This is a genomic window from Methylopila sp. Yamaguchi, from assembly GCF_002897035.1.
Lineage (GTDB): Bacteria > Pseudomonadota > Alphaproteobacteria > Rhizobiales > Methylopilaceae > Methylopila.
The window spans coordinates 41,166-60,961 of record NZ_BAUX01000010.1; the positions used below are offsets into that span (position 1 = coordinate 41,166).

At 67.1% G+C, this 19,796-nt stretch carries 19 protein-coding genes; 16 read left to right on the top strand and 3 right to left on the bottom strand.

Going from position 1 to position 19,796, the window contains the following annotated elements; all coding sequences use genetic code 11:
* Nucleotides 1-121 precede the first annotated feature (121 nt).
* From aroQ to METY_RS12845, 13 genes are all read left to right on the top strand, one after another.
* Nucleotides 122-589 carry a type II 3-dehydroquinate dehydratase gene (aroQ, locus tag METY_RS12785; RefSeq protein ID WP_103121786.1) on the top strand — a complete coding sequence of 156 codons (468 nt, stop codon included), beginning with the start codon at nt 122-124 and terminating at the stop codon, nt 587-589.
* 29 nt (nt 590-618) lie between these two features.
* Complete coding sequence (gene accB / locus METY_RS12790; RefSeq protein ID WP_103121787.1) at nt 619-1,089, top strand: acetyl-CoA carboxylase biotin carboxyl carrier protein; 471 nt, start codon at nt 619-621, stop codon at nt 1,087-1,089.
* Nucleotides 1,090-1,096: 7 nt separating this feature from the next.
* A complete protein-coding gene (gene accC, locus METY_RS12795; protein ID WP_103121788.1) occupies nt 1,097-2,455 on the top strand; it encodes an acetyl-CoA carboxylase biotin carboxylase subunit in 1,359 nt (452 codons plus the stop codon).
* 10 nt (nt 2,456-2,465) lie between these two features.
* Nucleotides 2,466-3,134, top strand: coding sequence for a leucyl/phenylalanyl-tRNA--protein transferase (aat, locus tag METY_RS12800; RefSeq protein WP_103121789.1), 669 nt, complete (start codon nt 2,466-2,468; stop codon nt 3,132-3,134).
* A 59-nt stretch (nt 3,135-3,193) separates the two neighbouring features.
* Complete coding sequence (locus METY_RS12805; RefSeq protein WP_103121790.1) at nt 3,194-4,093, top strand: hypothetical protein; 900 nt, start codon at nt 3,194-3,196, stop codon at nt 4,091-4,093.
* 65 nt (nt 4,094-4,158) lie between these two features.
* Entirely contained in the window at nt 4,159-5,133 is a 975-nt protein-coding gene (locus METY_RS12810) for a glycosyltransferase family 2 protein (protein WP_103121791.1), read from the top strand.
* Nucleotides 5,134-5,219: 86 nt separating this feature from the next.
* On the top strand, nt 5,220-6,050 hold the full coding sequence (gene map / locus METY_RS12815) for a type I methionyl aminopeptidase (protein WP_103121792.1): 831 nt from the start codon (nt 5,220-5,222) through the stop codon (nt 6,048-6,050).
* Between the two features lie 95 nt (nt 6,051-6,145).
* The gene (gene radC / locus METY_RS12820; RefSeq protein WP_244593640.1) at nt 6,146-6,922 is read left to right on the top strand and encodes a RadC family protein; all 777 of its coding nucleotides are present in this window, start codon (nt 6,146-6,148) and stop codon (nt 6,920-6,922) included.
* A gap of 129 nt (nt 6,923-7,051) precedes the next feature.
* The gene (locus tag METY_RS12825) at nt 7,052-8,449 is read left to right on the top strand and encodes a circularly permuted type 2 ATP-grasp protein (RefSeq protein ID WP_103121794.1); all 1,398 of its coding nucleotides are present in this window, start codon (nt 7,052-7,054) and stop codon (nt 8,447-8,449) included.
* 46 nt (nt 8,450-8,495) lie between these two features.
* Nucleotides 8,496-9,437, top strand: coding sequence for an alpha-E domain-containing protein (locus METY_RS12830; RefSeq protein WP_103121795.1), 942 nt, complete (start codon nt 8,496-8,498; stop codon nt 9,435-9,437).
* A 40-nt stretch (nt 9,438-9,477) separates the two neighbouring features.
* The gene (locus METY_RS12835) at nt 9,478-10,377 is read left to right on the top strand and encodes a transglutaminase family protein (RefSeq protein WP_103121796.1); all 900 of its coding nucleotides are present in this window, start codon (nt 9,478-9,480) and stop codon (nt 10,375-10,377) included.
* 43 nt (nt 10,378-10,420) lie between these two features.
* Nucleotides 10,421-10,861, top strand: a complete 441-nt coding sequence (locus METY_RS12840) for a hypothetical protein (protein WP_103121797.1) — start codon at nt 10,421-10,423, stop codon at nt 10,859-10,861.
* 126 nt (nt 10,862-10,987) lie between these two features.
* Complete coding sequence (locus tag METY_RS12845; protein WP_103121798.1) at nt 10,988-11,746, top strand: peptidase; 759 nt, start codon at nt 10,988-10,990, stop codon at nt 11,744-11,746.
* Nucleotides 11,747-11,802: 56 nt separating this feature from the next.
* Here METY_RS12845 and METY_RS21415 read toward each other — a convergent pair whose 3' ends face one another.
* The 3 genes from METY_RS21415 to METY_RS12860 form a co-directional block, all read right to left on the bottom strand.
* Nucleotides 11,803-12,258, bottom strand: a complete 456-nt coding sequence (locus METY_RS21415; protein ID WP_346433156.1) for a DUF2155 domain-containing protein — start codon at nt 12,256-12,258, stop codon at nt 11,803-11,805.
* A 122-nt stretch (nt 12,259-12,380) separates the two neighbouring features.
* On the bottom strand, nt 12,381-12,800 hold the full coding sequence (locus tag METY_RS12855; protein ID WP_103121800.1) for an NADH:ubiquinone oxidoreductase subunit NDUFA12: 420 nt from the start codon (nt 12,798-12,800) through the stop codon (nt 12,381-12,383).
* An 86-nt stretch (nt 12,801-12,886) separates the two neighbouring features.
* Nucleotides 12,887-13,540 (bottom strand): TIGR02594 family protein, encoded by a 654-nt coding sequence (locus tag METY_RS12860; RefSeq protein ID WP_160147355.1) that lies wholly within the window; start codon nt 13,538-13,540, stop codon nt 12,887-12,889.
* Between the two features lie 535 nt (nt 13,541-14,075).
* On the opposite strand from METY_RS12860, the gene METY_RS12865 reads away from it, so the two are divergent.
* From METY_RS12865 to METY_RS12875, 3 genes are all read left to right on the top strand, one after another.
* Complete coding sequence (locus METY_RS12865) at nt 14,076-17,771, top strand: vitamin B12-dependent ribonucleotide reductase (RefSeq protein ID WP_103121802.1); 3,696 nt, start codon at nt 14,076-14,078, stop codon at nt 17,769-17,771.
* Between the two features lie 155 nt (nt 17,772-17,926).
* A complete protein-coding gene (locus tag METY_RS12870) occupies nt 17,927-18,394 on the top strand; it encodes a hypothetical protein (RefSeq protein WP_103121803.1) in 468 nt (155 codons plus the stop codon).
* A complete protein-coding gene (locus METY_RS12875) occupies nt 18,376-19,452 on the top strand; it encodes a serine/threonine-protein kinase (protein ID WP_103121804.1) in 1,077 nt (358 codons plus the stop codon). The genes METY_RS12870 and METY_RS12875 overlap by 19 nt, the downstream gene beginning before the upstream one ends.
* The last annotated feature ends 344 nt before the right edge of the window (nt 19,453-19,796 follow it).

Here is a 19,796-nt window from a genome sequence, read left to right on the forward strand (position 1 = left end):
CGGCCTTACGCCCTTTGGCGGAATCGCTTGGGTTCCGCGCCGGCCTTGCCTATAAGAGCCGCTCGTCGCGGCCGTCGGCCTCCGCCGGCCGCCCGTTCACGTCTCAAGCTCGGCTCCCCGCTTGGATCCCGTCGTCTTCGTCCTCAACGGCCCGAACCTGAACCTGCTCGGCCTGCGCGAGCCGGCGGTCTACGGATCGTCGACATTGGCGGACGTCGAGGCGCTGGCGCGGGCGACCGGGGACCGCCTGGGCCTCGTCGTGGAGTGCCGCCAGTCGAACCACGAGGGCGACCTCGTCGACTGGATCCAGGAAGCGCGGACGCGGGCGCGGGGCATCGTGCTGAATGCAGGAGCCCTCACTCATACGTCGGTCGCGATCCATGACGCGATCCGCGGCGTGGGGGTGCCGACGATCGAGGTGCACATCTCCAACGTCCACGCGCGGGAGAGCTTCCGGCACCACTCCTACATCTCGCCTGTCGCGGCGGGCGTCATCGTCGGGCTCGGCCTCGACGGTTACGACCTCGCGCTTCAGGCGCTCGCCCGCCGCATCAAGCGGCCTGACCCATCCGAACCGATCACGGCGTGATCTCGAACGCCGGCGGAGATCGTCCTTCCATGAGCAAGCTGCCTTCCAAAGCGTCCATCGACCAGGAGCTGATCCGCGAACTCGCGAAGCTGCTGTCGGAAAACGATCTGACCGAGATCGAGATCGAGCACGACCAGCTGCGCGTGCGCGTCGCCCGGCATCTCTCGGCCGCCCCGACGACGGCCTACGTTGGCGCGCTGACGGCCGCGCCGGCCTCCCCGGCTGCGGCCCCGGTCGCCGCGGCTCCGACCGATCCGGCCAAGCACCCGGGCGTGGTCCTCTCGCCCATGGTCGGCACCGCCTACATGTCGCCCGAGCCCGGCGCCCGCGCCTTTGTCGAGGTGGGCCAGACGGTCCGCCAGGGCCAGACGCTGCTGATCGTCGAGGCGATGAAGACGATGAACGCGATTCCGGCGACCCGCGCCGGCATCGTCCGAGAAATCCTGATCGCGGACGGGCAGCCGGTTGAATTCGGCGAACCCCTCCTGATCGTGGACTGACGGGCCCATGGCGAGCTTCGACAAGGTTCTGATCGCCAACCGCGGCGAGATCGCGCTGCGCATCCTGCGCGCCTGCAAGGAGCTCGGCATCGCGACCGTCGCCGTGCATTCGACGGCCGACGCGGACGCCATGCACGTCCGCCTCGCGGACGAGAGCGTCTGCATCGGACCGCCGGCCGCCCGAGACAGCTATCTCAACATCCCGGCTCTGCTCGCGGCGTGCGAGATCACCGGCGCGGACGCCGTGCATCCGGGCTACGGCTTCCTGTCCGAGAACGCGCGCTTCGCCGAGATTCTTGAGGAGCACGGGCTGATCTTCATCGGCCCGAAACCCGAGCACATCCGCATCATGGGCGACAAGATCGCCGCCAAGCAGACCGCGAAACGTCTGGGCATCCCGGTCGTCCCGGGCTCAGACGGCGGCATCACCGACGACGACGAGGCCAGGCGCGTCGCCCGCGACATCGGCTATCCCGTCCTGGTGAAGGCGGCCTCCGGCGGCGGCGGACGCGGCATGAAGGTCGCGATGACCGAGGACGACCTCGTCGAGGCGCTGCAGACCGCGCGCTCGGAGGCGAAGGCGGCGTTCGGCGACGACGCGGTCTATCTCGAGAAGTATCTCGGCAAGCCGCGCCACATCGAGGTGCAGGTGCTGGGCGACGGCCACGGCGCCGCGATCCATCTCGGCGAACGCGACTGCTCGCTGCAGCGCCGCCACCAGAAGGTCTGGGAGGAGGCGCCCTCCCCGGCTCTCAACGTCGAGCAGCGTGAGACGATCGGCGAGACGGTCGCCGCCGCCATGCGCGAGCTCAAGTACCGTGGCGTCGGCACGGTCGAGTTCCTGTACGAGAACGGCGAGTTCTACTTCATCGAGATGAACACCCGGATCCAGGTGGAGCATCCGGTGACGGAGATGGTCACCGGCATCGACCTGATCAACGAGCAGATCCGCATCGCGAGCGGCGCCCGGCTCGCCATCGCGCAGGAGGACGTGGTCTTCCGCGGCCACGCCATCGAATGCCGCGTGAACGCCGAGAACGCCGAGACCTTCCGCCCCTCCCCCGGCCGCATCGCCTACTATCACGTGCCCGGCGGTCTGGGCGTCCGCGTGGATTCCGCGGCCTATCAGGGCTATCTGATCCCGCCCCACTACGACAGCATGATCGGCAAGCTGATCGTCCACGGCCGTAACCGCACCGAATGCCTGATGCGGCTTCGGCGCGCGCTGGACGAGTTCGTGGTGGACGGCGTCGACACCACGCTGCCGCTCTTCCGCCGGCTGGTGCGCGACCCGTCGATTCAGGACGGCGAGTACGACATCCACTGGCTGGAGAAGATGTTGGCGGAGAGCCAGGGGGCCGCTTAAGCTTCGCCCCATGACCCGCATCAACGACGTTCTCGTCGAGATCACGCCCGAGGTCCTGCTCAAGGCCTACGCCTGCGGCATCTTCCCGATGGCGGAGAGCGCCGAGGATCCCGGGCTCTACTGGATCGAGCCGGAACTGCGCGGCGTGGTGCCGCTCGACAGCTTCCACGTGACCGAGCGGCTTGCGCGGACGGTGCGGGCGGACGTGTTCGAGATGCGCGTCGACACCGCCTTCGAGGCGGTGCTCGACGGATGCGCCTCTCCGGCGCCCGGCCGCATGAAGACCTGGATCAACGGCCGCATCCGCCGGCTCTATCTCGACCTCTTCCGGCTCGGGCACTGCCACAGCGTCGAGGCTTGGCGGGAGGGGAAGCTTGTCGGCGGCCTCTATGGGGTGCGGCTCGGCGGCGCTTTCTTCGGCGAGAGCATGTTCCACGTCGAGCGCGACGCCTCGAAGGTCGCCCTCGTGCACCTCGTCGCCCGCCTCAAACGGGGCGGCTTCTCCCTGCTCGACACCCAGTTCGTCACCGATCACCTCAGGCGGTTCGGCGCGATCGAGACGCCGCGACGGGACTACCACCGCCTGCTCGACGCGGCGGTGGAGCGGGACGCGGACTTCTTTTCCTGGCCGAAGAACCGGACGGTCACCGGCACCGAAGTCCTGGAGGCGATCCGGTAACCCTCCGGTAACCGTGATGGAGGGTTAATTGCGGGCAGAGTTAACCCGCGAGTAACCCGATGTCGCCCGAGTCGAACCGCGACCTGCCCTCCCCCGGCTTCGGCCGCCCCCGGCCCGCGGTCACGGTGTGGTCGTCCCGACGGCCGCACCCGACGATCGACCTGTACCCGGAGGAGCCAGCCTCCCGGCGCTTCGGGCGGCTGTGGCCCTACGCTACGGCGCTGTCGCTGGCCCTGGCGGCGGGAGCCGGCGCCGCGACCTTTGCGACCGCGCCGGCATTGACCGACGGCGTCGACGAAGTGTCCGCGATATCGGCGATCGAAGCCCGGAGCATGGGCCTCGCCCTCAACATCGATCCGACCGGCGAGCGGGCCCGCGACGCCGCCCTCGGCCGCGACGTCGGAGCGCTGAAGTCCGAGATCGCCCGCCTCAACCGGGCGTTGGGACAGGCGAAGGCCAATCAGGCCGCCCTCTCTAAGACCGCAGCCGGCCAAGCCGCGGCGGGACAGGAGGACGTCAAGGCGCTGAAGGCCGAGATCCTCGCCCTCCAGAAGGACCTCGCCGCGACGCGCGAGACCGCCTCGGCCAAGATCGTCGAGCTGACCGCGAAGGTGGAGCAGCCCCCGAAGCCGGCCGAGGACGCGCAGCGCTTCTCGGAGCTCAAGGAGCGCCTCGACAAGATCGAGAGCCGCGAAACGGTCGCGGCCGCCAAGCCGAAGCCGGTCGACGAGCCCGAGACCACTGGAAGCGTGGCGCCGGACGCCGGCGGCTCCGTCGTTCGCAATTGGACCCTGCGGGAGGTCTACGACGGCCTCGCCCTCGTCGAGGGCCGGCAGGGCTCCTACGAGGTCGCGCGGGGCGATCCGATCCCGGGCGTCGGCCGGGTGCGCTCCATCGAACGGCGCGACCGGCAGTGGGTCGTCGTGACCGACCGCGGGGTCATCCTTCAACGCCCTTAGCCGCTTTAAGCCGCCCTTAAAGCGGACCGTGACAGGGTCGGCGCGCCCTCGTACGGAGCGCGCCCATGCCGCTTGCTGAAGTCCTGCGCGACACCTCGTTCGGCGTCACCCGCGAGGTCGCGGCCCAGCCGCTGAAGATCGCCGTGCTGCTGCCTTGCTACAACGAGGAGGCCGCCATCGGCGAGGTCGTGCGCGGCTTCCGCATGGCGCTGCCGGCGGCGGACATCTACGTCTACGACAACAATTCGACCGACCGCACGATCGAGCGCGCGAGCGAGGCCGGCGCCATCGTCCGTCGCGAGCGCCTGCAGGGCAAAGGCAACGTCGTCCGGCGCATGCTCGCGGACGTCGAGGCCGACGTCTATCTGATGGCGGACGGCGACCTGACCTATGATCCCCTCGCCGCGCCTCTCCTGATCGATCGGCTCGTCAGCCAGCAGCTCGACATGGTGGTCGCGACCCGCCAGGGCGAAGGCATGCAGGTTCGCCGGGGGCATGCCGCCGGCAATCTGATGTTCAATCAGATGATCGGCCGCCTGTTCGGTCCCGGCTTCACCGACATTCTGTCGGGCTATCGCGCCGTGTCGCGTCGCTTCGCCAAGTCGTTCCCGGCCTCGTCCGGCGGCTTCGAGATCGAAACCGAGCTCGCGATCCACGCCCTCGATCTGCGGCTCGCGGTCGAGGAGATCCCGGTGCGTTACGGCCGGCGACCGGCGGACTCGGTCAGTAAGCTCTCCACCTTCCGCGACGGCTTCCGCATCCTCTGGACCATCGCGATGATGTACCGCGCCGTGAAGCCCTTCCGGTTCTTCGGCATGATCGCCCTCGCCCTCGCCGCGACGTCGTTGTGGCTCGCGTTTCCCGTCATCACGCATTTTCTCGAGACGAGGCTGGTGCCCCGCCTGCCGACGGCGGTCCTCGCCGCCTCCATCATGCAGCTCTCGGTGTTGAGCTTCGTCTGCGGGATCATCGTGCAGGCCGTGTCCGAAGGCCGGCGCGAGGCGAAGCGCCTGCGCTACCTCGAACTTAAGAGCGCCTAGCGGGGTCTGCGCCGCCCCAGCTTGGCGCGGCCGGCCGGACGGCTTATGTTTCCGTCTCCCAAGAACCGCCGATCGCTACGCCCCAGATGACCTTCGTCGACGCCCAGACCGCCCCTCTCCGCAAGAACGGGGCGATCAAGATTCACGACGCCGAGGCGTTCGAAGGCATGCGCCGCGCCGGCCGCCTGGTGGCGGAAGCGCTCGATCTGATGAACGACCACGTGGCGCCCGGCGTGACGACCGAAGCGCTCGACAAGCTCGCGCTCGAGTTCGCAATGGACCACGGCGCGCTGCCGGCGTGCCTTTACTATCGCGGCTACACCAAGACGATCTGCACCTCGATCAATCATGTGGTCTGCCACGGCATCCCGAACGACAAGCCGCTTCGCGAGGGCGACATCGTCAACATCGACGTCACCTTCATCCTCGACGGATGGCACGGAGATTCGAGCCGGATGTATCCGGTGGGCCAGATCCCGCGCCGCGCCGAGCGGCTGATCGAGATCACTTACGAGTCTCTGATGCGCGGCCTCGCCGCGATCAAGCCCGGCGCGACCACTGGCGACATCGGGGCGGCGATCCAGGAGTACGCCGAGGGCGAGCGGACCTCAGTGGTGCGCGACTTCTGTGGTCACGGCATCGGCCGCCTGTTCCACGACGAGCCGAACATCCTGCACTACGGCCGCGCCGGCGAGGGCGTCGCGCTTAAGCCGGGCATGTTTTTCACCGTGGAGCCGATGATCAATCTCGGCCGCCCTCATGTCAAAGTGCTTGCGGACGGCTGGACCGCGGTGACGCGCGACCGGTCGCTCTCGGCGCAGTTCGAGCACATGATCGGCGTGACCGAAAGCGGCTGCGAGATCTTTACCCTGTCGCCTCGCGGGCTTCACCAGCCGACGTTCGCCGCCTCCGCCTGAGACGGCGCCGGCTCACGCCTGCTTCCCCTCACGACTCACTTGCAGCGCGGCGCGCTCCGCGCGACGCTTTGCGCGTAGGCGAAGGCGTGGCGCGTATGGCGACAAGGTCTCGAAGCGGCGACGACGGGGAAGTGGAGCTGCCGGGCCTGTCCGAGGCGCCGACGCTTCCCTCCCGACGGAAATCGGCGCCTAAGGTTGAGGCGCCGCACCATGCCGGCCACCGCGAGCGCCTGCGGGCGCGGTTCCTGCAGACGGGCCCGGATACGCTCCCGGACTACGAACTGATGGAGCTGGTGCTCTTCCGCACGATCCCGATGAAGGACGTGAAGCCGCTGGCCAAACAGTTGATCGCGACGTTCGGCTCCTTCGCGGAAGCCTTGGCGGCACCCTATGAGCGCCTCGTCGAGATCAAGGGCGTCAAGGACGCCACGGCCACCGATTTCAAGATCCTGGAGGGGGCGGCGCGGCGCTTCGCCAGGGGCGCCATCGGCAAACGCCCCGTGCTGTCGTCTTGGTCCGCCGTCATCGACTACTGTCGGACCGCCATGGCCTTCGAGGATCGCGAGCGCTTTCGGATTTTGTTTCTCGACAAGCGGAACGCTCTCATCGCCGACGAGGTGCAGCAGACCGGGACCGTGGACCACACGCCGGTCTACCCGCGCGAGGTGGTCCGGCGGGCGCTTGAACTGCGCGCGACGGCGCTCATTCTCGTCCACAACCACCCGTCCGGCGATCCCACCCCAAGCCGCGCCGACATCGAGATGACGAAAACTATCGTGGACGTCGGGAAGCCGCTCGGCATTCTCGTGCACGACCACGTCATCGTCGGGCGCGACGGACACGCAAGTTTCAGGGGTCTCAAGCTGATCTGATGAGACTTTGCGCAGGCGTCATGCACCAAAAACGCGCAGAACACCCCTTTCCACGCGGCCGATCCGGATTAGCATCCTTCCAGGACACCGCAGCGAGGCCGAGGCTTGAGCACCGCCCCTTTCGACGAAATGACCCTGGCTGACGGCTCCGTCCGCCAGGCCTACGCCAAGCTTTCGGAATGGCTCAAGACGGCCCCAGCCGAGCTGTTGAACTACCGCGTTGAGGAAGCGGAGCTTCTGTTCCGGCGCATCGGCATCACCTTCGCAGTCTACGGCGACCAGCAGGCGCAGGAGCGCCTGATCCCTTTCGACATCATTCCGCGGATCATCACCGCTGAGGAGTGGGGTCGCCTGAGCGTCGGACTGGAGCAGCGGGTCGACGCGCTGAACCGCTTCATTTCGGACATGTACGGCCGCCGGGAGATCCTGAAGGCCGGCATCATCCCGGAGGACCTCGTCTTCCAAAACGAGGCGTTCCGCCCCGAGATGGCGGGCAAGACGCCGCCGCACGACATCTGGGTGCACATCGCCGGCATCGACATCGTGCGGGTGGACTCTGAGACGTTCTATGTCCTCGAGGACAACGCCCGCACGCCCTCCGGCGTCTCCTACATGCTGGAGAACCGGGAGGTGATGATCCGCCTGTTCCCGGAGCTGTTCTCGCGCCACCGCGTCGCCCCGGTCGAACGCTACTCCGACGAACTGCTGGCCACGCTGCGGTCGCTCGCGCCGCGGTCGTCCTCGGCCGATCCCAACGTCGTGCTGCTGACGCCGGGCGTCTACAACTCGGCCTATTACGAGCACTCGTTCCTGGCCGACAAGCTCGGCATCGAGCTGGTTGAGGGCCGCGATCTCTTCGTGCGGGACGACGTCGTCTACATGCGCACGACCGAAGGGCCGAAGCGCGTCGACGTGATCTATCGCAGGCTGGACGACGAGTTCCTCGACCCGCTGGTGTTCCGTCCCGACAGCGTGCTCGGCGTGCCGGGCCTGATGGCCGCCTACCACGCTGGCAACGTGACGCTGACCAACGCGGTCGGCACGGGCGTCGCCGACGACAAGGCGATCTACAGCTACATGCCGGAGATCATCAAATTCTATCTGGGCTCCGAGCCGATCCTGAAGAACGTTCCGACCTATCGCTGCCGCGAGCCGGAAGCGCTGAAATACGTGCTCGACCACCTGCCCGAGCTGGTCGTGAAGGAGGTCCACGGCTCCGGCGGCTACGGGATGCTGGTCGGGCCTCACGCCTCCAAGGAGCAGATCGAGCTGTTCCGCGCCAAGCTGATCGCGTCGCCGGCCGGGTTCATCGCGCAGCCGACGCTCGCGCTCTCGACATGCCCGACCTACGTCAATTCCGGAGTGGCGCCGCGCCATGTGGATCTGCGGCCCTTCGTGCTGACGGGCTCCGACGGCGTCCGGATCGTGCCCGGCGGCCTAACCCGCGTGGCGATGCGCGAAGGGTCGCTGGTGGTGAACTCGAGCCAGGGCGGCGGCACCAAGGACACCTGGGTGCTGGACGAATGACCGCCGCCGAACCCATGACCGCAGGACGAACGAGGACGCCGCCCGTATGCTGAGCCGCACCGCCGACAACCTGTTCTGGCTGTCGCGCTACGTCGAGCGCGCGGAAGCGCTCGCCCGCATCCTGGAGGCGACCCAGCGCCTCGCGTCGCTGCCCGTGGCTTACGCCGGCTCGAGCAACGAGTGGGAGAGCGCGGTCTTCACCGCGGGCTGTGACGACGGCTTCTTCGCCAAGTACGAGGACGCGACGGCCGAGACCGTGATCGACTACCTCGTGTTCGAGAAGGAAAACCCCTCCTCGATCGTCAGTTGCTTTGAGGTCGCGCGGCACAACGCGCGTGCGGTCCGCACCGCGCTGACCGTCGAGATGTGGGAGGCGATCAACGGCGCCTGGCTTGAGCTCCGTCGGCGGCAGGACCGGAAGCTCGAGGGCGAGGAGCTCACGCGTTTCCTCGCCTGGGTCAAGGAGATCGGGCTGCGGTTCGACGGCTCCGGCCACCGCACGATGCTGCGGAACGACATCTACGACTTCTCGCGCCTCGGCATGCTCCTGGAGCGGGCGGACAACACGGCGCGCATCCTCGACGTGAAATACCACCTGCTCCTGCCGAAGGAGACCCAGGTCGGCGGCGGGCTGGACTACTATCAGTGGTCGGCCATCCTGCGCGCCGTGTCCGCGGTCACGAGCTATCATTGGGTGTACCGCGAAAGCCTGAAGCCGTGGCTGATCGCGGACCTGCTCATTCTGAACGACCAGATGCCGCGCTCGCTCGCGGCCTGCTACGGCGACCTGGTGCGGCACCTCGACGATCTGGCGAGCGGCTACGGACGACAGGGCCCCGCTCAGCGGATCGCCCGCTCGACGCGCATCAAGCTGGAGAACGCCGAGATCAAGCAGGTCTTTCAGGGCGGGCTGCACGAGTTCATCACGGCTTTCATCGCGGACAACAACCGTCTCGGCGCCGCGATCGCGGAGCAGTACCTGATATGACGCGCGCGCCCCACTTCGATGACATGGGACCGGACGGTTCATGCGCCTGAGCATTCGCCACCAGATCACCTACGGCTTCGAGATCCCCGCGACCGCGGTGGTTCAGACGTTGCGGCTGACGCCGCGGAACTACGAAGGCCAGCATGTCGTCCGGTGGCGGCTCGACGTCGACCGCAACTGCCGCCTCCGCTCGTCCGAAGACGCCTTCGGCAACCTCACGCACGTCTTCGCAGCCGAAGGCCCGATCGAGACCCTGACGGTTCTGGTCGAAGGCGAAGTGGACACGATGGACAACGCCGGAGTGGTGCGCTCGACAGTTGAGCGCTTTCCGCCCGCGCTCTACCTCCGGAACACGGACCTCACGGCGCCCGACCTCGACATCGGCGCCTACGCCCAGTCCGTCATCGCGGACAGTCCTGGCGACGTGCTGGCGCAGCTCCACACGCTGCTGGCGGCGCTGCATGAGGACATGAGCTATGAGCGCGGCCCTCGCGACAGCATGACGACGGCCGCCGAAACGTTCCGCCTGAAGCGCGGCGCGAGCCACGACCTGGCCCATGTCTTCCTCGTCGCCGCGCGCCACCTCGGCATTCCGGCGCGCTACGTCAGCGGCTACTACCGGCGCGACGACGAAGCTGAGCCCGCAAACGACGGCGGCCACGCCTGGGTGGAAGCCCACGTTCCGGGCCTCGGCTGGGTGGGCTTCGACCCCTCGACGGGCGTCTCCACCACGGACCGGCACATCCGGCTTGCGAGCGCGCTCGACTATCTCGGCGCCGCCCCCATCCGCGGGACGCACTACGGCGGCGGCGGCGAGACGCTCGACATCTCGGCTGTGGTCAGCGATTGCCAGGCGACGCGTAACTACCGCCGAAAAGTCCGCTCCGATCCAGGGCCTGATACGCCGGCCATTGGTGGGCAGACGCAGGTCCAGCGCTAGATCCCGTCGGCGCGGCGAAGCGCCGCCCGATCAAGGATCTCGCATGACTGGATATCGTCTGGCGGCCGCCTTCGCGGCCGGATTCATTTCGGTGCTGGTGTTTCATCAGAGCCTACTCGCGCTTCTCGCCGCCGCCGGCCTGACGGCGGCGCAGCCCTGGTCCTTGGCGCCGACGGCGCCCTTCGGCGTCGCCCGCGTGATCTCCGCAAGCTTCTTTGGCGGCCTGTGGGGCGTCGCTTTGGCGTTTCTTCTGCTCCGGTTTCCGAAAGCGCCAAGCTACTGGATCGTCGCCCTGCTCTTCGGCGCGATCGCCCCGAGTCTGATCGCATGGTTCGTGGTGCAGCCGCTTAAGGGCTCCCCCGTGGGCGGCGGTTTCCCACTCGCCGGCGTTCTGGTGGCGCTTGCAGTGAACGGCGCATGGGGTCTTGGGGCGGCGCTTCTGTTCCGGCTGGTCGGCCCGCGCCGGTCCGCGCTCGCGATCTAAGCCGCCGCAGGCGCCCAAATGACACGCCTGCCCCGCTTCCATGCAGGATCAGGCCGCAAGCCATTGGCGCTGGCGGGTGTCTCTTGATAGCGTCCCGCGTCACGTCAGTCGGGGCTCAAGCGTATCATGACCTATTGCGTCGGCATTCTCGTCCGCGACGGCCTCGTCATGATCGCCGACACGCGCACGAACGCGGGCATCGACAACATCGCCGTCTTCAGGAAACTCAAGATCGTCTCGGAGAAGGGCCGGCGGGTGCTCGCGATCGCGACCTCCGGCAACCTCTCGATCAGCCAGTCCGTCCTGAGCCTTCTGGCGGAAGGGCTCGAGAATCCGGAGACCGGAGATCTCGAGACGCTCGAGAATCAGCCGACGATGTTCAAGGCCGCCCAACTTGTGGGCCGCGCCGTGCGCGAGGTCTGGCGCACCGACGGCCCCAGCCTGGAACAGATGTCGGCGCGCTTCGACGTGCAGCTGCTGTTCGGAGGCCAGGTCGCGGGCGGGCGCCTGCGGCTTTTCATGATCTACGCCGCGGGCAACTTCATCGAGGTGACCCCGGACACGCCCTATTTCCAGATCGGCGAGCACAAGTACGGCAAGCCCATTCTCGACCGGGCGGTGAAGTACGAGACCGACCTCTATGACGCGCTCAAGATCGGTCTGATCTCCATGGATTCGACCATGCGCTCGAACCTCGGCGTCGGGCCGCCCATCGACGTTCTCGTGCTGCGGAAGGACGCCCTGACGCCCGAGCTCGACTACAGAATCGAGCCGACGGAGCCGTATTTCCTCGATCTTCGCGAGCGCTGGTCTGCGGCCCTGCGCACCGCGCACATCGAGATCCCGCGGCCGCCCTACGGCGACAACGTTCCCGGCGACATCTGAGGCGCGACAATCGTCAGCGCGGCATCAGGCTTGAGGGCGGCGGGTTGAGCCGGCGCTTACTCGCCGAGCGTCGGGCCCTGCGGCGCCTGCGGGCGTGCGCCGCCTTTGCAGTCGACCAGCCACACGTCGTAAATCGGGTGCTCGACGCCGGAAAGCCCTGGGCTGGAGGCGAACATCCAGCCCGAGAAGATCTTCTTCTGCTCGTTGGTCAGCGTCGTCTCGATCACGTCGACATAGGACGTCGTGTTGGGCGCTTCGGTCGGGGGCCGCGTGTAGCACACGTGCGGCGTGACCTTGAGCTCGCCGAACGCCACGGTTTTGTCGATCTGCGCGTCGAATTCGGTGATGCGGCCGGTGATCTTGTCGAGCCCGTTGAACACCGCCACGGGGTTGTCGATGCGCGGGGTCGGCGCGACGATCTCTGGCTTGCCCGCCTTTGGCTGAGGGCCGATCGGCGCGGTGCCGGGGCTCTGGGCCTGCGCCGGAGCCCCATGAAGCGCTCCGAGGGACAAGACGGCGGCGGTCAAAGAACGTTTGAAGGACACGAAGTGATTCTCGCGGGCGAGGCGTGGCGGATGCCTGTCGCGACAAAGCCCGCCAAATGCGGCCCCGTCGGGGCGGCGCAGCGGGACGATCAGGCGCCCGGCGACCAGGCGTCGTAGTCCCCCGTCGCGGCCGGGCGGCGGCGATCCGGCGAAAGGGTCGAGCCCTTGGGGCGGTAGGCCTCGACCGAGCCGGTCTTGTTGGACCGGTGCGGCTTCTGCCACTCCTTGGCGGCGTAGGTTTCCGCCGTCGGCGGCGTGTCGACGGTGTGGTGCATCCAGCCGTGCCAGCCGGTCGGAATGGAGGAGGCGTCGGCGTAGCCGGCGTAGACCACCCAGCGACGTTCCGGGCCGAAGGCGGCGTTCTTGGTCGGGTCGTTCTTGAGCCGGTAGTACCGGTTTCCAGCCTCGTCCTCGCCGACAAGCTCCCCTCCCCGCAGCGCTACGCGCGTGCCGATGGTGGAGCCGTTCCACCAGGTGAAGATGTCGGTGAGGACGCTCATCAAGGACATGGACGTCGCTGGCTCGTGCGGTTGCTCGGCGGAATGGAGCCGTTATGCGACCTACCCCCGCCAAAGTCCAGCCATGGGGGTGAGCGTCATGGGCGTCGGATCGCGACAAGCTTGTAGGCGAACGGGCCCTTCTTGCCGTCCTTCGGAAAATCGCTGATCGAGACCCGGTTCCCTTGGTTGCCGCCGAGAAGCGAGATCTTGTTTCCCAGATCGGCGACGTAGAAGCCGACATGTCCGCCAGAGCTCGACCCGCCGGTGCGGGTGAAGACGACGATGTCGCCGACGGCCGGAGACGTCGCTCTGGAGCCGAAACTCTTCCAGTCAAGCGCCCAGGCGCTTTTCAGCCCCGTCCGGCCGTCCATCTCCACGCACCAGTTGACGAAGGCGGCGCACCACGCGGTGGCGTCGGTCCCTTTAGCGGCGGCGGACAGAGTGGTCGTCGCGAGGTATTCAAGAATGCGCGGGTTCGAACCTGGATCGCGCTCGGCCACGCCGATTTCGCGGCGGGCGATCTTGAACCAGCCGGGTTCGGTCCCCGGATAGACCTCCGCCGCCGCGGCGGCCAGAAGCTTCGGCCGGGATACAGCCTCCGGCAGCAGGATGGCCTGGCCCGAAAAGATGAGGTTGGGATTCTCGATCTGCGGTTTGATGTCCAGCAGCGCCGCCAGCGGCGTTCCGGCCCAATGAGCGATCCCGCCGAGCGTGTCGCCCGGCCGTACGTTGTACATTTTGTGCGGCATCTCATCCCCCGATCTCGCCGTTGCAACCATAATGAGATATGGCGATTTAAATGCAACTTTAAAGTGATTTTCTCTCTCCAGGCCGCCGCGGCGGGTGCGTCGTCCCCGTTCTTATGCACAGCGTCCGGCAGCGCCGGCGACCGACGGGCGGCATTGATCGATCAGGCGAAAACGGTCTCGGCCGCCGCGTCGTCAACCTTTGATTCACGGTTGGCGGACACCATATCTGGTGTCGATGGATGATGCCGCGACGATAGCTAGTGTTCAGCGGGGTGGAAAACCCAGGTTCCGACTCGACGGCCTGTAAGACTCGATTTACGTTCCTAGCCGTCGCCGAGGCCCGAGGGGCCCGCGCTGCGTAACACCTGACCTTTGATTTCGAACGGCGATTTCGCGATCGCCGCACCGTCGTCGCGCAATTCGTTTGCGGGCTCGCGCCCGTGCGCTTCGACAATCGTCGCCGGACCCCTCCCGGCATGCGTTTTCGCCTTGACGCCCCTCGCTGCGGCGTCTTTCGGACTGGAGCTTGGACGAGATGCGGATCGAACGTCGCTACACCACCGCCGGCCAGTCCCCTTACGCGGCGATTCCGTTCCGCAAGGCGACGAGCGAGATCCGCAATCCAGACGGCTCCACCGTGTTCCGCGCCGCCGACATCGACGTGCCGGAGGCCTGGAGCCAGGTCGCGGTCGACATCCTGGCGCAGAAGTACTTCCGCAAGGCCGGCATCCCGGCGAAGCTGAAGCCGGTCGAGGAGAACACCGTTCCCTCCTGGCTCTGGCGTTCGGTCCCCGACCAGGGGGCCCTCGACCAGCTTCCGGCCGACCAGCGCTCCAGCGGCGAGCAGGACGCGCGCCAGGTGTTCGATCGTCTGGCCGGCGCGTGGACCTACTGGGGCTGGACGCACGGCTATTTCGACTCGGAAGAGGACGCGCGCGCCTTCTTCGACGAACTCGCCTTCATGCTGGCGACCCAGAAGGCCGCGCCGAACTCGCCGCAGTGGTTCAACACCGGACTGCACTGGGCCTATGGCATCGACGGGCCGAGCCAGGGTCACTTCTACGCCGACCATACGACCGGCGAGGTCCGCGCCTCCGAGAGCGCCTATGAGCGCCCGCAGCCGCACGCCTGCTTCATCCAGGGCGTCTCCGACGACCTGGTGAACGACGGCGGCATCATGGACCTGTGGGTGCGCGAGGCGCGGCTGTTCAAGTACGGCTCGGGCACCGGCTCCAACTTCTCGCAGCTCCGCGGCGAGGGCGAGCGGCTCTCGGGCGGCGGCAAGTCCTCCGGCCTGATGTCCTTCCTCAAGATCGGCGACCGCGCGGCCGGCGCAATCAAGTCGGGCGGCACCACGCGCCGCGCGGCCAAGATGGTCGTGGTCGACGCCGACCACCCCGACATCGAGAACTACGTCTCCTGGAAGGTGAAGGAGGAGCAGAAGGTCGCCGCGCTCGTCACCGGCTCCAAGGTCGTCAAGAAGCACCTCTCGGCGATCCTGAAGGCCTGCGTGAACTGCGAGGGCCCCGAGGGCGACTGCTCCAACCCGGAGAAGAACCCCGCGCTCAAGCGCGAGGTGAAGCTCGCCCGCAAGGCCTCCGTGCCGGACAGCCTGATCAAGCGCGTGCTGCAGCAGGCGACGCAGGGCGTGACGGAAATCGACTTCGACACCTACACCACCGACTGGGACGGCGAGGCCTACCTCACGGTCGCGGGCCAGAACTCCAACAACTCGGTCCGCGTCACTGACGACTTCCTGCGCGCGGTCGAGACCGACGGCGACTGGAATCTCGTCGGCCGGACCACCGGCAAGGTCACCAAGACGCTGAAGGCCCGCGGCCTGTGGGACCAGGTGTCCTACGCCGCCTGGGCCTGCGCCGACCCCGGCATCCAGTTCCACACCACCGTCAACGACTGGCACACCTGCCCGGCGTCGGGGCCGATCCGCGCCTCCAACCCGTGCTCGGAGTACATGTTCCTCGACGACACGGCCTGCAATCTCGCGTCGCTGAACCTGCTGCAGTTCCGCCGCGCCGATAAGAGCTTCGACGTCGAGGCCTACGCCCACGCCTGCCGGCTCTGGACGATCGTGCTCGAGATTTCGGTGCTGATGGCGCAGTTCCCGTCGCGGCAGATCGCGGCGCTCAGCTGGCGCTACCGCACGCTCGGCATCGGCTACGCCAACATCGGCGGCCTGCTGATGTCCTCCGGCGTCGCCTATGACAGCGCGGAAGCCCGCGCGATCTGCGGCGCGCTCTCCGCGCTGATGACCGGCACGGCCTACGCGACCTCCGCCGAGATGGCCGGCCAGCTCGGCGCCTTCGAGGGCTACCCCGAGAACCGCGAGCACATGCTCCGCGTCATCCGCAACCACGCCCGCGCCGCCCGCAGCGAGGCGACCGGCTACGAGAGCCTCGCCACCCTCCCCGTCCCGCTCGACGCCGGCTCGTGCCCGGACCAGTCGATCGTGGCGGCGGCCCGCGCCGCTTGGGACCGCGCGCTGTCGCTCGGCGAACAGAATGGTTTCCGGAACGCGCAGGTCTCGGTCATCGCGCCGACCGGTACGATCGGCCTGGTGATGGATTGCGACACCACCGGCATCGAGCCCGACTTCGCGCTCGTGAAGTTCAAGAAGCTCGCCGGCGGCGGCTACTTCAAGATCATCAACCGCGCGGTGCCCGAAGCCCTGCGGGCGCTCGGCTACGCCGAGCACCAGATCGCCGAGATCGAGGCCTACGCGGTGGGCCACGGCTCCATGCGTCAGGCTCCGGCCGTCAACCCCGGCTCGCTGCGCGCGAAGGGCTTCCCCGACGCGCTGATCGAGACGCTCGAAGCGGCGATGAAGTCGGCCTTCGACATCAAGTTCGTGTTCAACAAGTGGACGCTCGGCGAGGCCTTCCTCACGGGTCAGCTCAAGGTCCCGGCCGAGAAGCTCGACGACGCCTCCTTCGACCTGCTGGCCTATCTCGGCTTCTCGAAGGCCGAGGTCGAAGCCGCGAACACCCACGTCTGCGGCGCGATGACCGTCGAAGGCGCGCCCCACCTGAAGACCGAGCACTACCCCGTGTTCGACTGCGCCAACGCTTGCGGGCGGACGGGCAAGCGCTTCCTTTCGGTCGAGAGCCACATTCGCATGATGGCGGCGGCGCAGCCCTTCATCTCGGGCGCGATCTCCAAGACCATCAACATGCCGAACGACGCGACGGTGGAGGACTGCTCGGCGGCCTACATGCTGTCGTGGAAGCTCGCGCTGAAGGCGAACGCCCTCTACCGCGACGGCTCCAAGCTCTCCCAGCCGCTCTCGTCCCAGCTGATCGCGGACGAGAACGACGAGGACGACGCCGTCGAGGCGCTGGTCGCCCAGCCGAACGCCGCCCGCACCGCCCAGGTGATCGAGAAGATCGTCGAGCGTGTCCAGCTGATCCGCGACCGCGAGAAGCTGCCCTCCCGACGCAAGGGCTACACCCAGAAGGCGATCGTCGGCGGGCACAAGGTGTATCTGCGCACCGGCGAGTACGACGACGGCCGCATCGGCGAGATCTTCATCGACATGCACAAGGAAGGCGCCGCCTTCCGTTCGGTGATGAACAACTTCGCCATCGCGGTTTCGCTCGGCCTCCAGTACGGCGTGCCGCTGGAGGAGTATGTGGAGGCCTTCACCTTCACCCGCTTCGAGCCGGCCGGCTTCGTTCAGGGCAACGACACCATCAAGAACGCGACGTCGATCCTCGACTACGTGTTCCGCGAGCTCGCGATCTCCTACCTCTCGCGCTACGACCTCGCGCACGTCGACCCCTCCGACATCACGCCGGACGCGATCGGCGGCGGCGTCGAGCAGGGCAAGGCGCCCGCGGTTCCGGTGTCGAAGGGCCTTCTGCGCGGACGCCAGCTCTCGGCCGTGCCCTCGGTCAGCCCGACGCCGGAGCCGAAGGGCGCGTCGAACGTGACCACGATCGGGACGCCCCGCCCCGTCTCCGCCGGCCTTGCTGTCCAAGGCGCGACCGCGCTGAAGCGCGAGCCGCAGCCGGCGGACGAGGAGGCCCTCGGCCACCTCGCCTGGGAGGCCCCCGCGCCCGCCCCGGCCGCCAAGACCGCCGAGACCCGCCGCATGGAGGCCCGCGTCAAGGGCTACGAGGGCGACAACTGCTCGGAGTGCGGCAACTACACGATGGTCCGCAACGGCACCTGCCTGAAGTGCGACACCTGCGGAAGCACGAGCGGCTGCAGCTGATTTACGACGACCTATGGCGGGAGACCCAAAGTTGGGAATTCCGACCCAAAGTTTGAAACAAGACGCCCGCCCGACATTCTCGTCGGGCGGGCGTCTTTCGAAGCGCCATCGGCCGCTCGGGCTGGTGGGCAGAGCGCATTGCCTTCAGGAGGGCGATGGTGAAGTCGCTAGGCATCAACCTGATGAAGGGGGTCGTGCATCACGCCGTGCTCGAGGGCACCGCCGACGCCCCGGTCTACGTCGCGCACGACCGCTCGCGTTTCGACGCTGACCAAGGTCGCACCGACCAGGCCAACTTCTTCCGGAACCTGTTCAACGAGCTGATCACCCGCCACGCCCCGACCGTCATCGGCTACCGGGTCTCCCTCGACGCGAAAAAGGCCGACCAAGTCGCCTACCTGCACTTCCCATACGGCGTGCTGAACCTCCTCGCCTACGATCAGCACCTCCCCTCGGAGGGCGTCACCAGCAGCGCGTTCACGGCCAAGAGACTGAAGCGGATACCTGCTCCGGGCACCAAGTTCGACAAGCTGGCCTCTTGTGACACAATCTCTGGTTGCCCGAGCGGTTGGAACAACGACGCGAAGATCGCAGCGCTGACGGCATGGATTTTCCTGACGTGACCTTGCCAGCCAAGCCACTGTTCCAACCAGGCGATGTCGTGATTGGCAAGTACCGGATCGACGTCGCGTTGGGCGCCGGACGCTATGGCGAGGTCTATCGGGTCTTCAATACCGCGATGGGCCACATGTCGGCGCTGAAGGTAATCAACGTCGAGAACCCGGCCCTGCACAAGGCTGGCATCGAGGCCCAGGCTCACGCGTTGTGCCAGCACGACCATGTCGTGAAGATCCTGACGGCCGACGTCCTCAATGGCGCGGTGCTGATAGAGATGGAGCTCATCGACGGTCGGTCACTCGAAGACCGCCTGTTCGCTGAGTTCGTCCCCGTCCTCGAGTCGCTCTCGTTCATCAAGGACATCCTGTTCGCGCTCGAGCACGCCCATGCCCGCGGGATCATCCATCGAGACGTGAAGCCGGGGAACATCATGCTGTGCGCCGGGCGAGCAAAGCTGTCCGACTTCGGCGTCGCGCTTCATCCCGAGACTGGCCTGAGCCCCAGCGGCCACTCCCACTTCTATCGGCCCCATGCCTCGCCCGAGGCCTACAACGACAACTCCTTCTCAGCTTCGAGCGACGTGTTCTCGACCGGGCTCACCCTCCTCCGCGCCGTAAACAATCAGGCGGACTGGAAGGGAGCGCTCGGCGGGGCCGACTGGCGCGCTCTCGTCGGCAACGGCAGGCTCGCCGAGCAGATGGGTGTAGCCCCGTATGTCCCGCGAGCACTCAAGACTATCATCAACAAAGCGGTCCACCGCGACCCGGGCCAGCGCTACGACAGCGCCGTGAAGTTTCGGGAGGCACTGCAGCGGCTGCGCCCAGCTCGCTCTTGGTTGCGGGAGAGCGATGACCATTGGAGCTGCTTGTTCAAGGGCAAGACCGAGATCGTGCGCTTCATCCCGGCAACCAACGCCGTGGACTACCTTGTCTCGGGTCGTCGCCAATCGTTCGGGTCTAAGAGGTTCGACACCGAGCTGCAGGCTCGCGCCCATATGGCCAAGCTGATCGGTGAGTCGACGCTCCTGAAGCCGACGGCTAGGCGGCCTCGCCCTGCAGCCTGATAGACACTGGATGAAACCCTGTCCCGAACTCATCCTTGGCAGCCGTGTCCAGGTCGAACGGAAGTCGAGCCATCATTCGGGATCGGATCTCAAGTTCTCAACTTTGGGTTCAATCGCTACCCAACATAGGCTCCGGTTTTCAAGCGCCCCAAAATGCCCTCGGACGCAATCGGTTATCGATGGGGCTGTTCGCAACTTTGCGTCTCCCGCCAACCTACAGAAAGGCGCTCTCTACGAGCTTTCGGTTGTCCGTAACTGGACCATACTTTCGAAACCCGGGCGGCCTCGAGTTGGGCCGCCCGGAAGGCGTTAAGGAACATACGACGAACGGCTGCAGACGCTGC

What these genes read in the sequence shown, in the direction of transcription:
- radC (WP_244593640.1), top strand. Translation starts at nt 6,146, where the DNA reads ATGGCGACAAGGTCTCGAAGCGGCGACGACGGGGAAGTGGAGCTGCCG.
- METY_RS12810 (WP_103121791.1), top strand. Translation starts at nt 4,159, where the DNA reads ATGCCGCTTGCTGAAGTCCTGCGCGACACCTCGTTCGGCGTCACCCGC.
- METY_RS12825 (WP_103121794.1), top strand. Translation starts at nt 7,052, where the DNA reads ATGACCCTGGCTGACGGCTCCGTCCGCCAGGCCTACGCCAAGCTTTCG.
- METY_RS12840 (WP_103121797.1), top strand. Translation starts at nt 10,421, where the DNA reads ATGACTGGATATCGTCTGGCGGCCGCCTTCGCGGCCGGATTCATTTCG.
- METY_RS12855 (WP_103121800.1), bottom strand. Translation starts at nt 12,800, where the DNA reads ATGTCCTTGATGAGCGTCCTCACCGACATCTTCACCTGGTGGAACGGC.
- METY_RS12805 (WP_103121790.1), top strand. Translation starts at nt 3,194, where the DNA reads ATGTCGCCCGAGTCGAACCGCGACCTGCCCTCCCCCGGCTTCGGCCGC.
- accB (WP_103121787.1), top strand. Translation starts at nt 619, where the DNA reads ATGAGCAAGCTGCCTTCCAAAGCGTCCATCGACCAGGAGCTGATCCGC.
- METY_RS12865 (WP_103121802.1), top strand. Translation starts at nt 14,076, where the DNA reads ATGCGGATCGAACGTCGCTACACCACCGCCGGCCAGTCCCCTTACGCG.
- METY_RS12835 (WP_103121796.1), top strand. Translation starts at nt 9,478, where the DNA reads ATGCGCCTGAGCATTCGCCACCAGATCACCTACGGCTTCGAGATCCCC.
- METY_RS12845 (WP_103121798.1), top strand. Translation starts at nt 10,988, where the DNA reads ATGACCTATTGCGTCGGCATTCTCGTCCGCGACGGCCTCGTCATGATC.
- METY_RS12830 (WP_103121795.1), top strand. Translation starts at nt 8,496, where the DNA reads ATGCTGAGCCGCACCGCCGACAACCTGTTCTGGCTGTCGCGCTACGTC.
- METY_RS12875 (WP_103121804.1), top strand. Translation starts at nt 18,376, where the DNA reads ATGGATTTTCCTGACGTGACCTTGCCAGCCAAGCCACTGTTCCAACCA.
- map (WP_103121792.1), top strand. Translation starts at nt 5,220, where the DNA reads ATGACCTTCGTCGACGCCCAGACCGCCCCTCTCCGCAAGAACGGGGCG.
- METY_RS12860 (WP_160147355.1), bottom strand. Translation starts at nt 13,540, where the DNA reads ATGCCGCACAAAATGTACAACGTACGGCCGGGCGACACGCTCGGCGGG.
- accC (WP_103121788.1), top strand. Translation starts at nt 1,097, where the DNA reads ATGGCGAGCTTCGACAAGGTTCTGATCGCCAACCGCGGCGAGATCGCG.
- METY_RS12870 (WP_103121803.1), top strand. Translation starts at nt 17,927, where the DNA reads ATGGTGAAGTCGCTAGGCATCAACCTGATGAAGGGGGTCGTGCATCAC.
- aat (WP_103121789.1), top strand. Translation starts at nt 2,466, where the DNA reads ATGACCCGCATCAACGACGTTCTCGTCGAGATCACGCCCGAGGTCCTG.